The sequence below is a fragment of the Amycolatopsis sp. NPDC114503 genome, from assembly GCF_055633655.1.
On sequence record NZ_JBVKDT010000002.1, the window covers coordinates 70,162 to 83,318 of the forward strand.

General features: G+C 69.4%; 11 protein-coding genes, 1 tRNA gene and 1 pseudogene. 1 reads left to right on the forward strand and 12 read right to left on the reverse strand.

Annotation, left to right across the window (positions count from 1 at the left end; translation table 11 throughout):
• Positions 1-43 precede the first annotated feature (43 nt).
• The gene (locus ACZ7OI_RS08500) at positions 44-1,441 is read left to right on the forward strand and encodes a PKD domain-containing protein (RefSeq protein WP_470263529.1); all 1,398 of its coding nucleotides are present in this window, start codon (positions 44-46) and stop codon (positions 1,439-1,441) included.
• Positions 1,442-1,896: 455 nt separating this feature from the next.
• On the opposite strand, the gene ACZ7OI_RS08505 is transcribed toward ACZ7OI_RS08500, so the two are convergent.
• From ACZ7OI_RS08505 to ACZ7OI_RS08560, 12 genes and pseudogenes are all read right to left on the reverse strand, one after another.
• Positions 1,897-2,130, reverse strand: a complete 234-nt coding sequence (locus tag ACZ7OI_RS08505; protein WP_470263530.1) for a hypothetical protein — start codon at positions 2,128-2,130, stop codon at positions 1,897-1,899.
• A 170-nt stretch (positions 2,131-2,300) separates the two neighbouring features.
• Positions 2,301-2,681 (reverse strand): annotated as a pseudogene (locus ACZ7OI_RS08510) (DUF2637 domain-containing protein); the annotation flags it as partial.
• On the reverse strand, positions 2,678-3,712 hold the full coding sequence (locus ACZ7OI_RS08515) for a tyrosine-type recombinase/integrase (protein ID WP_470263531.1): 1,035 nt from the start codon (positions 3,710-3,712) through the stop codon (positions 2,678-2,680). The pseudogene ACZ7OI_RS08510 and the gene ACZ7OI_RS08515, both read right to left, overlap by 4 nt.
• On the reverse strand, positions 3,702-4,169 hold the full coding sequence (locus ACZ7OI_RS08520; RefSeq protein WP_470263532.1) for a hypothetical protein: 468 nt from the start codon (positions 4,167-4,169) through the stop codon (positions 3,702-3,704). The genes ACZ7OI_RS08515 and ACZ7OI_RS08520 overlap by 11 nt, the downstream gene beginning before the upstream one ends.
• A gap of 107 nt (positions 4,170-4,276) precedes the next feature.
• Positions 4,277-4,363: transfer RNA gene (locus ACZ7OI_RS08525), tRNA-Leu, on the reverse strand.
• Between the two features lie 255 nt (positions 4,364-4,618).
• Positions 4,619-5,260 (reverse strand): hypothetical protein, encoded by a 642-nt coding sequence (locus tag ACZ7OI_RS08530; protein ID WP_470263533.1) that lies wholly within the window; start codon positions 5,258-5,260, stop codon positions 4,619-4,621.
• Between the two features lie 12 nt (positions 5,261-5,272).
• The gene (locus tag ACZ7OI_RS08535) at positions 5,273-5,647 is read right to left on the reverse strand and encodes a hypothetical protein (RefSeq protein WP_470263534.1); all 375 of its coding nucleotides are present in this window, start codon (positions 5,645-5,647) and stop codon (positions 5,273-5,275) included.
• Between the two features lie 20 nt (positions 5,648-5,667).
• Positions 5,668-6,918 carry an MFS transporter gene (locus ACZ7OI_RS08540; RefSeq protein ID WP_470263535.1) on the reverse strand — a complete coding sequence of 417 codons (1,251 nt, stop codon included), beginning with the start codon at positions 6,916-6,918 and terminating at the stop codon, positions 5,668-5,670.
• A gap of 584 nt (positions 6,919-7,502) precedes the next feature.
• Positions 7,503-8,090 carry a hypothetical protein gene (locus ACZ7OI_RS08545; protein ID WP_470263536.1) on the reverse strand — a complete coding sequence of 196 codons (588 nt, stop codon included), beginning with the start codon at positions 8,088-8,090 and terminating at the stop codon, positions 7,503-7,505.
• Positions 8,091-8,375: 285 nt separating this feature from the next.
• Positions 8,376-10,727 carry a non-ribosomal peptide synthetase gene (locus tag ACZ7OI_RS08550; protein WP_470263537.1) on the reverse strand — a complete coding sequence of 784 codons (2,352 nt, stop codon included), beginning with the start codon at positions 10,725-10,727 and terminating at the stop codon, positions 8,376-8,378.
• A gap of 30 nt (positions 10,728-10,757) precedes the next feature.
• Complete coding sequence (locus ACZ7OI_RS08555; protein ID WP_470263538.1) at positions 10,758-11,942, reverse strand: FAD-dependent oxidoreductase; 1,185 nt, start codon at positions 11,940-11,942, stop codon at positions 10,758-10,760.
• A 12-nt stretch (positions 11,943-11,954) separates the two neighbouring features.
• Complete coding sequence (locus tag ACZ7OI_RS08560; RefSeq protein ID WP_470263539.1) at positions 11,955-13,148, reverse strand: cytochrome P450; 1,194 nt, start codon at positions 13,146-13,148, stop codon at positions 11,955-11,957.
• Between the last annotated feature and the right edge of the window lie 9 nt (positions 13,149-13,157).

The following is a 13,157-nucleotide window of genomic DNA, read 5'->3' on the forward strand; positions in this document are numbered from 1 at the left end:
GACTGGACGGAGAAGGAACCGCCGGATCGCCGGATGCATCGCGGTGACCTCAGCACTGATGCTGGCGATGTCGTCCGCACCGTCAAGCGCAGACACCCCGCTTCCGCTGCACCATTACCTCCTGGTCGGCGGATTCGCCTCGCCCGGCATCAGCTCGGTCAGCGTGACCCGGGACAGCGCGATGACCACCGTCCCCGGCTCCCCGTTCGCCGGAGGCCTCGGTTCACTGGGCATGGCGATCACCCCAGATGCGCAGAAGGTCTACTCCGTCGACAGCGGGTCAAGCACCATCATCGGCTACCGCATCGGCTCGGACGGCACGCTGAGCCCGTTCCAAGGCGGCACCGTCCTGGTGGGACTGCCTGTCGTCGGGGCCGCCATCACCCCGGACGGATCACGACTGTTCGTAACGCTCGGAGGCGGGACGACCGGAGCCGGATCAGTGCGCTCGTATGCGATCTCCCCGTCCGGGACACTCAGTCGAACGGGCGCAGCCGACGCACCGATCGACAGTGCGATCAGCCAGGTCACGATCTCGCCGGACGCCAGCCACCTCATCGTCACGAACTACCTCGCGAACAGCGTGACGTCCTTCGCGATCTCCCCCGACGCGACGCTGACCCAGGTCGGCGCACCGGTGACGGCAGGGAACAAGCCAGTCATCCCCGCGTTCACGCCAGACGGGAAATACCTCTATGTCAGCAACGAAGGCAGCGGTGACCTCTCAGCCTACGCCGTCGGCCGGGACGGCTCACTGACGTCGATCCCCGGATCGCCGTACCCCAGCGGCGGAACCACGCACGGCACCGTCATCACGCCAGACTCACGCCGACTCTACGTGCCCAACACCACCGCCAACACAGTAACCGGCTGGAGCATCGGCACCGCCGGCCAGCTGACGCCACTGCCCGGCTCGCCGTACCAGATGCCAGTCATGCCAGGCCGGGTCACACTCAGCGCCGACGGCAAGTACCTGTTCGTCATCCAGGCGATCGCGGTGGACAACCCGACGCTGCACAGTCAGGTGTACAGCTACGTGCTGCAGCCAGACGGCCAGCCGGTCCCCAGCGGCCTCCCGCCCGCCGACACCGGCCTGGTCTGGCACGACGGCTCAAACGCGTTCCTCACCCCGAACCAAGGCCCCCTGGCGGCACTCACCAACTCCGGACCCACCTCCGGCAAAACCCGCGGTTTCACCGCAGCGGCTTCCTCGGACCCGGACGGCACAGTGGCCCAGTACGCCTGGGACTTCGGCGACGGGCAGCAGCTGGTGACCACCACGCCCGACGTCTCGCACACGTACGCCAAGTCCGGAACCTGGACCGTCACGGTGACTGTCACCGATGACGAAGGTTGCTCCACCAGCTTGATTTACGAGGGCACCTCGGTCACCTGCGGCGGCGGACCGCGCGCGCAGGCACGAACGACGATCACGACGTAGCGATCGGAAGATCGCTGAAGCGGGGCCGAAACCGTACCGGTTTCGGCCCCTCCCGCTATCGACGCGATGGGAGTCTGTCAGCGGCCAGTCGGGATTCCCCGTGGACGGCCACTCACGGACGGCCGGTTGGATTCCCCGCTGGCGGCCAGTTTCACGGTCAGTGATCGCAGCAGGTTCGGCGACGCCGCGGCCATGCAGGTCATGCCGCGACTTTGATCGCGCCAGCACGGCGCGGCGCGGTGGCGCCGAGATCCGTCAGTTGCCAAGGTCGTGGGATCAACGTGCTGCGAGCGACAAGACCGCCTTGCAGCTCGGCGGCGTTGTAAGAACACGTTCTCGATAGCGGTGCTCGCGGCCAGTCTCCTCTTGCCGAGAACGCCCTCTTCTGCCGATGAGAGAGCGCTGGCTTCCTGCGATCAACCGCGCGGTCCGGCCAGGGACTGAGAGCCTGGTGTCTATGCCTTGCTCGCGACCACCGTGTAGTTCTCGGCCTCGAGATCGAACGTGCTCACTTCCGGCCGGAGTCCGACCCGGTGCAGCTCGACTTCGAGTTCCTTGTGCCGGTAGGGCCAGCAGGACAGCAGTTCCGAGCGGACGACAACCAATCCAGTCGCATCAACCTGGGCGATCGCAATCTCGATGTGGTGCTCCTCCTCCCATTGCGGCGCGATCTCCCAGCGGTAGACCACGACGGCATCGCGACCGTTCCGGCGGACGAGTCGGTCACCGATATCCAGCCGGGAACCTCTGGCCCTCACGAGTTCCCACGTGCGGGAGGTGAGCACCAAGCGCCCGCCAGGGCGCAAGAGCCGTGACATCGACTCCAGAGCAGCAACCCTGCCTCGCGCGCCCTCGGCATGCGTCGCAGGGCTCGGTTGAACAGTTCGACTGCGAGGAGGAGCGCGATGGGCGGGCTCGCGGCGACGATGACGCTGAGGACGCTGAGGTTCTCGGTCGCGCCGATGTTGGCGCAGAGCGAGAGTGAGATCCCGAACGCGAAGGCGGCCCACGCGGTCCGTCGGCCGGTGTCGGTGGTGCGTTTCCAGAGTTCGACGGTCGCGATGACGAGGAGGCCGTCGACGATCAGCGGCCAGATCGCGGCGGTGGTCTGGTCGGCGCCGAAGCGGAGGGCGAACGTGCGGCCGTGGCGGTAGGAGGCGTAGGCGGCACCGAGCGCGACGAGCGCGGTGCTGGCGCATTGCACGGCCAAGGAGGCGGTCCATCGTGGAGTGCGGTTCATTGTGCGGCTCCCGGGAGGTGCTGGTGCGCCAGGGGGTGCGGTTCACCGGTCAGAGCGGCCAAGGCCGTGGCGACGTCGTGGATAGCGGCTTTGATGTAGGTGACGGTGGCGTTGTCGGACGAGTCGAAGTGCCCGGCGTAGGCATGGGCGACGCCGAAGCCGAAGCGGCGCTCGACCCAGGTGAGGGTGGTGTGGCGCAGCCAGTGGGTGGAGATGTTCTGGTTGCGCACGAAGGGAAGATGGCGGCCAAGTCGGTTCCACAGGTGGTCGTAACGACGCTTGGTTATGGGTGTGCCGTTGCGGTACCGCAGGAGCGGTCCGTTGGGATCGGTGGAGCCGCGTTCGTCGGCGTGCTCCAGCAGCAGCCGCATCAGGGTCGGGGAGATGGGCTGGTAGCGGCTGGTGCCGTCTTTCTCGCGCAGGTAGAGGAGACACTCGGCGCGTTCGAGGTCTCGGGGCCGGAGCGCGAGTGCTCCGCCGCGGCGGCAGGCGGTCTCGGTGTGGAGCCGCAGCAGGAGGCTGTCGAGATCGGGGTCGTCCCCGGTCTCGACAGCGATGGTGTTGATCTCGGTCAGTTCGTTCGAGGTGAGTGCGCGTCGCGGGGACGGCAAGCGCCGGGGTTTCGCGACTTTCAACGCCGGGTTCTGCAGCTCGGTGAGGAGTCCGTCGTCGACGGCGTGCCGGTAGAGACAGCGGAGTGCGGCGATGAAGTTCTCCATCGCGGAGCGGCCGCCCCGGGAATTGGCGCGCACCAGCGCGTTCACGCGGGACGCTTCGGCGAGCTGCTTGATCTCCGAGGGCGTGGGTTCGTCGAGCCGCCGGTTGCCCCAGGCTGCTTCGGCCTGGGCCCAGTAAGAGGCGTAGGAGCGTGCGGTCGCGGGGGAGAGCGACTTTGCGACCACTGGGATGTAGGCGGAGATGGTCGGCATCTCGGTTGGCGGTTCGGGGTTGTCGAGCAGGTCGGCGGGGGTGAGACCCATTTTCGAGAGGAGGAGCCGGGCTGCGTCGAGTTCGGCTTGGCTAGTGGTCATCGCTGCCGCCTCCGATCAGGGAGGCGTGGCGGGCGAGGACGAGCTTGTCGAGCGCGGCCATCGGGTGGATGACCAGGACGTTCTCCCGGACGTCGGCGACGAGGAGGGCTTGGTCGCCGGTGCGGAGTCGGCACGGGCGCCGGAGGATGTGCGGGATGACGACTTTGCGTTTGGGGTCGAGCGCGAAGGGTCCGTGCCGGTCGGGCCGGAAGACGATCGAGGTCCCGATGACGGTGGCGTCGAGCCGGACCGAGGTCCGCCACCGGAGCTGGGCGAGCACTGCGGTCGCGGAGAGTCGTCCGGATCCGTCGAGCCGGGACAGCGCGTAGGCGAGATCCGTGTCACGCGATGGAGCCGGGACGGTCGGCAGCGGGAGCCGCTCGACGGCCGGGGCCAGGGGAGCGAGGCGGCTGCCGGTCTCGGCTCCGGGGATGAGCGGCGGGACGACTGCGGTCACGCCGACCACCTGCCTGAGGCCGCGAACAGGCTACCCAACGAGGAAAACCGACCACCCTTGTGCTGGGTGATCGGCTGCTGCGAGACTTGGGGAAATCTCACCAGTTTTGGTGTCCGAGGGGGGACTTGAACCCCCACGTCCGTTAAGGACACTAGCACCTCAAGCTAGCGCGTCTGCCATTCCGCCACTCGGACTTGCTGATGAAGAGAGTATACGACGGTCCGACCCTTATTTTCAGGGGGGTCCGAAACACCTTCGAGACCACGCATGATAACCTCATATGTTATCGACATTTGGATCCCGATCCGCATATCCGCAGGTCCGCGCGATCTGGTTGACGGCCAAACCCTGCCAAGACCCTCCGGAACGCCGCGAGAACTCCCGCTTTGCTGGGGCATCCCTGTGGTGAGCAGGTCATTCTGAGGGAACGCCCACCAACACCTCCCTCCTCACCCGGCCGAACAACCTTCCACAGGCTGGCTGCCCACCGCGAGCATGCGCAACATCGCCGAAACCTCAGCTTCGAAGCGAGCGGATCCAGACATCGCCCGACGGAGGCATACAACAGACGGACGTGCGGCCTCTCCCCCGCCCGGCGCACCCAGCAAGGCATCGCATCCGGCACCCAGACTGCCTGTACTAGGCCTGAAGGATAGATATCCGACGCGCCGCGGCACACCGCTACACGGCGCGAGAAAAGCGCAATGGGTGAGATGTCCGCCCGCGCCGAGGGCGAGGGCGGTGTCTCCAGGAGCCAGCAGTCCGGCGAGCACCGCCATGTTCGCGGCGGACCCGGAGTGCGGCTGCGCATTGGCGTGCTTTGCCCCGAACGCGGCTTTGGCCCGGGCGACGGCGAGCAGTTCGACCTGGTCGAACCATTGTGCGCCGGGACGGAATCGACGCCCCGGATATCCTTCGGCGGTGCAGTTCGACAGCACTGCTCCGCCGGCGGCGAGCACCGACGGATCCGCCAGGCTGGAATGCGCGGCGAGGGCGGGAACATCGGATTGGTACCGCTCTTCGTTTTCCAGCAGATCAGCCAGTACGGGATCGTGCTTCAGCGGCGAACCCGAGGGCTGACCGATGAACAAGAACGGAAACGATCAGCGCCGGTAGGCCCAAAAAGAGAAATTCCGGAATTCCGCAGGTGACGCCCCTGCGTGATCTTGAAATCGTACCCGTGCCGCTTCAGCAGCGACCCGGCCGTCCAGATCGTGCACCTCGATCGCGAGGTGCGAGATCCGCTTCCAGTGCAGGTTCGAGATACCGTGGAGAAGGTCCAGTCCGGCCTTTTCGACGACGACCACCGGCGGATCGGAAGTGTTCCGTGTCAGGCGCTGGTAAAGCGAGTCGGCCGGCTCGAACGAGTGGACGGTGGCACTGTCCGCTGTGGAGAAATAGACCAGCGTGCACGCCGATGTCGGCGACCGCCATTCCCGTCCGTCGGGCAGCACGTCCTTTTCCAGCGGCATGTCCACCCCCGTTTCTCCTCTCGCGGTTAACCGGTCTTCTCTTCCACCGGCTCGGTGGCGCGGCGCAACCGCCTGATTTCCGGCACGAATTGCGCGCCGAGGGTCAGGAGCACGATCAGCGCCCCGCCGCCGAGGAGCACGGGGCCGACGCCGAGCGATTCCCCCAGCGGTCCGGCGACGGTGATGCCGATCGGAGCCAGCGCGTAGCTGCCGAGGGCGTCGTAGGCGAAGATCCGGGAATGCTTGTCCGGCGGGATTTCCTGCTGAATCGCCAGCGACTCGTTCACCACGAAGAACTCGATCCCCATGCCGCCCGCGAACGCCGCCGCCGCGAGGATCGCCACCGGGAGCGGCACTGCCAGTGCGAACAGCAGCACGCCGATCGGCAGGCAGGCGAGGCTCGCGGTCCGCAGGATCCGGCGGGGATGCCACCGCAGCAGCGTCAGGCCGCCGCACAGGCCGCCGACCGAGGTGGCCGCGGTGATCACGCCCCAGGTTCGCGCGCCGTCGAAGTGGTTCTGAGCCACCAGCGGGCCGAGCACGCTGATCGTGCCCTGGTAGGCAGCGGTCACGCAGGAGATCTGCAGGACGATCACCCACAGCCAGCGCCGCGACGCGAATTCGCGCCACCCGTCGCGGAGATCCTCGGCGATGCCGGTGCCCCGCTCCAGCTTGGGCAGGCTGGAGAACCGCATCGCCATCCGCAGCGCGCCCGCCACCAGGTAGCTCCCGGCGTCGGCGACCAGGCCCCATCCCGGCCCGATCACGGCCACCAGAACGCCGCCGAGCCCGGCGCCGGCGATCTGCGCGGTGGCCCGGCACACCCGGCTGAGCGCATTCGCCTGCGGCAACTGGTCGGCGCGCACCGTCTGCGGAAGCAACCCGGACGCGGCCGGGATGTAGATTCCCAGGCCGAACCCCCGCACCGCGGTCAGCACCACCAGCCAGGGAACGTTCGCCGCGCCGCTGAGCACGAGGGCTCCGGCGAGCAGCTGGGCGGCGGCCTGCACCAGGTTGGCCAGCGCGATCAGCCGCTGGCGCGGCATGCGGTCCGCGACGATCCCGCCGGCCAGCAGGAACACCAGCATCGGCACCCAGGCCGCGGCGCTGACGTAGCCCAGCGAACTGCCGTCTCCCCCGATCGCCAGCACCGCGAACGGGGTCGCCACGACCGCGATCGACGTGCCCGCCATCGAGATGACGTCACACGTCACCAAGAGGGTGAAATTGCGGCTGCCCAGCGGCCCGTTCCGCAATTTCGCCAGCCTAGCGGGCATGGCCGGCCGCGTATACGGCGAACGGACAGGCTGTCGAACGCCGGTGCGCGCTGGCGTATTCGGATCGGACGCGAAATGTCATGATTCGTCTTTCGGTCGGGGATCGGTTTGCTCGGCCTGGGGACGACGGTCGAGCTCGATCGCGTGCCCCCGTTTCAGCGCTCGGCCTGGGTCGAGGGTATTGCACGAAGATCTTTCGCGGGCCTGGATCCGGCTCAGGACTTCCGTCCGAACTGACGCTCTGACTGAAAGAACTCGAACCGTTTCCCGGCCATTACGGCGGGGCCGCTCAGCGGCCGGAGCGAGCAAATTCGCCGACCCGCAGCACGCTCGGTGGCAAACCCGGAGGCATGGAGCCCGGTCCAGTCCCGGCTGCCAGTCAGGCACGACGCAGTCGTCGAAATCCATCGCGAGGAAACCGGAGTTCCTGTGCGAGCGTGCACGCCGCTGGTTGCGGACGCCTCCGTGACGCAGCCCGGGTGAGGGGTGCTCCCCCACCCGGGCCGAGAACCCGCGCGGACCGAGGAATCCGAACCGGCCGAAACACCGTATGCCCTGTGGCGCAGCGACTACGAGCTCCGGCTCTACGACATCGACGGACTCAGGTGCCCCACCGCGAGCTGGTGTCTCGGCCTGTTGGAGGAGCCGCGTGGCTGAGCAGAAGCTTCGACACCGACTGTCCGCAGGGCAACCAGTCGATCGGGGTTCGCGTGGTGAGCCGAGCGGATCAACCTGACGATGTCGAGGATTTCAGCGGGCGGCTGATCGGCGAGCAAAGCCTTGATCTGGTTGGCGGCCAGCCAACGGTCCGCGTTCAGCTCAGGCTCGCGAATGGGCAGCGCTTGATCGCCGTCGGCACTGCGTCGCCGACCTTGGTTTCCGTCCGAGACGGTCTCATCCGCGCGGCCGGTCCACTGCTCAGGGTTGATCAGGAAGATCAGCCAGGATTCGCCGCGCGCGAGTTCGGAAGGATCGTGACCGAAGCTGTAAGCCCTCGTGGCGCGCCGCCGATCCTCGGAAACAGCCGCCCCTCGCCCTCCACCGGTTAGGGGTGCGGCCCGGAAATCACCTGGGGGTGGCGATTCCCGGGCCGCCGGTCGGCTACCGGCAGCAGCTTCCTGGGGGTCAGCCGCATGCCGGGCCGTGGTCAGCGGAAGCTCCGCTGACGCCATTATGGCACATAATATGGCAGCACAACAACCAGTTAATGGCTCGAAGTGGCATCAACGATGTCCTCGATTCACTGTGCCGACCTGCACCGAAGTGGTCACTACCACGGCTGATCCGATGGCTCTGATCGAGCCAAAAGGGCGCCTAAATGTCGGGGAAGTGTCCTGAAGCCGATGCGGGCTTCAGGGTGCACGGGTATCTGCATCGGGAAGCGGGTCCGGGCACACCAGTCGCCGAACCGGGCAGCACGAGCCGCTATGGGCGAAAGTCTGTCGTGCGGGTTGGTTTCAGCGCGCCTCCGCCGGGACCGCCGTGGCGAGTTCCGCCGCCTGCTCGGCGATGGTCTGGAGCCGGAACACGTGCTTCGAGGTGAGGGGAAGTCCGGCCTTCCGCGCGGCCACGACCAGCCGGATGCCCAGCACCGAATCGCCGCCGACCTCGTAGAAGTTGTCGGTCACGCCGACCGAATCGAGGCCGAGGACCTCCGCCCACACCCGCTCCAGGGCGCGTTCCAGCGCGGTCCCGGGCGCAGCTTCTCCGGCTCCGGACGGGAAAACCGGCGCGGGCAGTGCGCGACGGTCCACCTTTCCGTTCGCCGTCAAGGGGAAGGACCTCAGCACCACGACCGCGGCGGGCACCAGGTAGTCCGGCAGCCGCTCGGCGAGGAAGGACCTCAGCTCCGCCTGTTCGAGGCCGGATTCGACGCTGGGCTCGAGGCCGGCGGCGGCACCCACGGCGTAGGCGATCAGCTGCTTGCGACCGTCGTGCACCTGCACGTCGACCAGTGCGGAACGGACCCGCGGGTGCTGTTCCAGCGCCAGTTCGATCTCCTCGGGTTCGATCCGGTACCCGCGCACCTTGACCTGCCGGTCGGCACGGCCGACGAACTCGAGCGCCCCGGCCGCGGTCCACCGGACGAGGTCGCCGGTGCGGTAGCACCGGCCGGTGCCGGCCAGCACCGGGAAGCGCTCCCCTGTCAGGTCGGGCAGGCCGAGGTAGCCGCGGGCGACGCCGGGGCCGCCGAGGTGGAGCTCGCCCACCACGCCGACCGGGACGGGCTGCGACCGCTCGTCGAGCACGCGCGCCGCGGTGCCGGCGATGGGCCGGCCGATGGGCACGGTGACCGCCGGATCGACGTCCGTCACGAGGTGCCAGGTGGCGAACGTGGTGGTCTCGGTAGGCCCGTACACGTGCAGCAGCCGTTCCGGCGGCCGCGCGGCCAGCACCCGGGCGACCATCGCCGGTGCCACCGCCTCCCCGCCGAAGAGCAGGGTGATGAGCGAGCCGAAGGTCTCCGGCGCGCTCGCAGCGATCTGGTTGAACACCGCGGTGGTGACGAACATGGTGGTCGCACGGTGTTCGCGCAGGGCGCCGGCCAGCGCGGCGGGATCGAGCAGCACCTCTTTGGGCAGCACCAGAACCGACCCGCCCGAGACCAGCGGGGCCCAGATCTCGAACGTCACCGCGTCGAAAGCCGGATCGGCCACCTGCACCACGACGTCGTCGGAGCCGAGCCGCACGTAGTCGGGATCGGCGACGAGCCGCGTGATGGACCGGTGCTCGATCTGGGTGCCCTTGGGGGTCCCGGTCGACCCGGAGGTGTACAGCACGTAGGCGAGATCGCCCGGGCCGCACGGCACCGGCGGCACGGTTTCCGGCTGCCCGTTCAGCAGCGCTTCGTCATCGGCGAACACCGGCCGCACCCCGGGCACGCGGTCGCCGACGGCGGTGTCGGTCAGGCACACGGCCATGCCCGCGTCGCTCGCCATCCGGCGGAGCCGGTCCTCCGGCTGGTCCGGGTTGACCGGCAGGTAGGCGCAGCCGGCACGGAGGACGGCCAGCATCGCGACCACCAGCCTGACTCCCCTCGGCACGCAGACGCCGACCACCGAACCAGGTGCGATGCCTTCGGCGAGCAGCACGTTGGCCAGCCGCGCGGACGCATGGTCGAGCTCCCGGTAGCTCAGGCGTGTCGCGCCGGTGACCGCGGTCGCCTCGGGGGTCAGGCGCGCCTGCCTGCCGACCAGCTCGTGCACGGTCAGGTCGCAGGTCTTTCCCTCGGCGTGCCCCCAGCGCTCGAGGTCCGCCGCTTCCCCGGCCGGGAGCAGCGGCAGCAGACCGATCGGCGTGGCCGCGTCCTCGCGGGCAGCGGTGAGCAGGGTCGTGAGGTATCCGGCCAGCCGGACCGCGCCCGCGTGGTCGAACCGCGCCGGGTCGCAGAGAAGCGACCCGGAGCCGTCCGGGCTGGTCTCGATCGTCACCGCGAACCGCCCGGCGACGGGTTCGGCACCACGCTCGCGGACCTGGATCGTGCAGGAGGCGAGGGCGTCGGGATCGGCGGGCTCGCCCTCCCCCGCCCGGCGCACCCGCTCGACCAGATCGGCGAACGGGATCTCCGCCTGCATCGAAAGCTGCGTGGTGACCGGACGCGGGCCGGCCCGGTGCAGGACCGGAGCTGCCTCCTCTCCCCAGCCGGCGCATCGAGTGCCCAGCACCAGGCAGGCCGCCACCAGGTCGTCGAACCGGAGACCGGGCGGCAGGTCGACGGCGATCGGGGCGGCGGCCTCCGGGCGGGGAGCCGCCGGGCCCGCGGGCAGGCCGGCGGACAGGCAGACGGTGCGGAGGAGGGATGCGGTCATCGTGGGTCTCCCAGTCTTGCGGGGCGGCGCTCAGTGCTGTGCCTGCGCCATGAGATCGAGCAGCTCGGGGGTGACGAATTCGTCGATCGGGCACACCCCGGACAGCGTCGAGAAATAGCGGTCGGTCAAGCCCTGGTCGCTCGCCACCAGCCGGATCAGCGCGTCCTGGTGCGGGCTCGGGGCGAGCTCGGCGACCCGGATCGTGTTGCGGTAGCAGGGCATCAGCAGCTCGGTCCGGCGGGCGGCGAACCCGGCCAGCGCGCGGGCCAGCCGCGCCGGCTCGCGCAGGTCGTCGCCGAGCAGATCGGCCAGCAGCTGCGCCTGGCCGAACGCGTCGGTGATGCCCCGCGCGGTGATGGAGTCCTTGTGGTGGCCCGCGTCGCCGACCAATACCCAGCCCGGGCCGGCCGCGGTACGGAAGAAGTTGCGCTGGTCCCCGGTGCCGCGCACCTGTTCCAGCCGTTGCCCGCCGGCCATTTCCTCGCGGACCTCGGGTGCGACCTCCGCCACCGCCGCGAGCAGCGAGGCGAGCGCGTCCTGCTTGACCCGGGGGAACTCCCGCTGCGGAAAGTACGCCGCGACCAGGGTGGCCCCGTCGTTGGTCGGCACCGTGCCCACCCACCGGCCCGGCGCCTCGAGCAGCCGGAACCGGGCGGGCAGGCCGGACCAGAACGTGTAGTAGGCGCAGGTCAGGGTCGGATCCGCGACCTCTTCGCGGGCTCCGGCCTTCGCCGCGACGGTGGAGCGCATCCCGTCCGCCCCGACCACCAGCCGCGACCGCAGCACCGTCCCGTCGGCGAGCACCACGCCGGCCACCGCGTCGTCGTCGAACACGAGGTCCCGCACTGCGCAGTGCTGCCGCACCTCGGCACCGGCCGCGGCCGCCGCCTCGACGAGCACGGTGTCGAGCAGGTGCCGGCGGGGCGCGTAGGCGGCGCGGACCCCGTCCGCGGGCCAGGAACTGCCGCGCAGTTCGACGTCCCGGGTCCGGTAGGTGATCTCCCCGATCGGCGGGCAGCCGGAGGAAACCACCCCGGGCAGCACTCCCCACCGGTGCAGCAGCGCGACGCCCGGCTGGTGGATGTAGAGCGTGGACAGGGTGTCGCTGGGGAACCCGCGCCGGTCCAGCAGCAGCACCCGGTATCCGCGCCGGGCCAGCAACAGGGCCGTGGAGGCGCCCGCGCACCGGGCGCCCACGACGATCGCGTCGTACATCAGCGCCCGCTCTCAGCGCGTGAGCCGCAGCGGCAGGGTCCACACCCCGGTGAAATCCGGGGAGGACAGGAACGTGGGCGCCGCCTCGGGGTCGACCCGCAGCTCGCGGAACCGGTCGAACAGGATGCCGAGCACGACCCGGCCCTCCAGGCGGGCCAGCGGGGCGCCGAGGCAGAAATGGATGCCCCGGCTGAACCCGAGGTGCGGGTTCGGATCGCGGGTGATGTCGAAGGCGTCCGGATCGGCGAACTGCGCGGGGTCCCGGTTGGCGGCGGCGAACCAGACCTCCAGCATCTGGTTCCGCGGGATGCGCACCCCGCCCAGCTCCACGTCGCGGTCGGTGGCCCGGTAACCGGCGGCTAGCGGGCTGAGGAAACGCAGCGACTCCTCGATAGCGCCGGGCACCAGCGCGCGGTCGGCCCGCACCCTGGCCGCCTGGTCCGGGTGCGCGTCCAGGCACAGCAGGGTGTTGCCCAGCAGCATCGTGGTGGTGACGTGGCCGGCGAAGATCAGCAGGCTGGCGAAGTTGACGACCTGGTTGTCGGTGAGCCGGTCTCCGTCCACCTCGGCCTGCACCAGATCGGTCAGCAGGTCGGCCCGCGGGTGGAGGCGCCGGTCCCGCACGTGTTCGAGCAGGTACTCGTTCATCTTCAGCTGGCCCTCCCGCTGCGTCGCGATGGACCGGGTCTGTTCCCCGTCGTCGTCGACGGTGCCGATCTGCCCGCGTTCGGCGAGGCTCTCGTCGGCCCAGCGCTTGAACAGGTGCCGGTCCGACCGCGGGGTGCCGAGCAGATCCGCGATCACCATCATCGGCAGCGGATAAGCGAGCGCGTCGACCAGCTCGCACGCGCCGCCCTCGATCTCGTCCACCAGCCCCCGGGTCACCTCGGCGATCACCGGTTCCAGATCGGCCGCCATGCGCGGGGTGAACGCCTTGCTGACCAGGGCGCGCAGCTTCTGGTGCTCCGGCGGGTCGAGCTGGGTGAGGTTGCCGTCGAAGTCCCACTGCTCGCCGCCGGGCACGAACCGCCGGGCGACGTCCGAGGAGAAGGTCGCGGGGTCCGCCAGCACCTCCACCGTCTCGGCGTATCCGTAGACGTGCCACATGCCGGTTTCCTCGTCGAACTCCACCGGCCGCTCGGGCCGCCGGCCGCGCAGCCAGTGGTGGCGGGGGTGGAAATCCCAGGTGTCGAGAGTCGCGGTCATCGCTGTCCT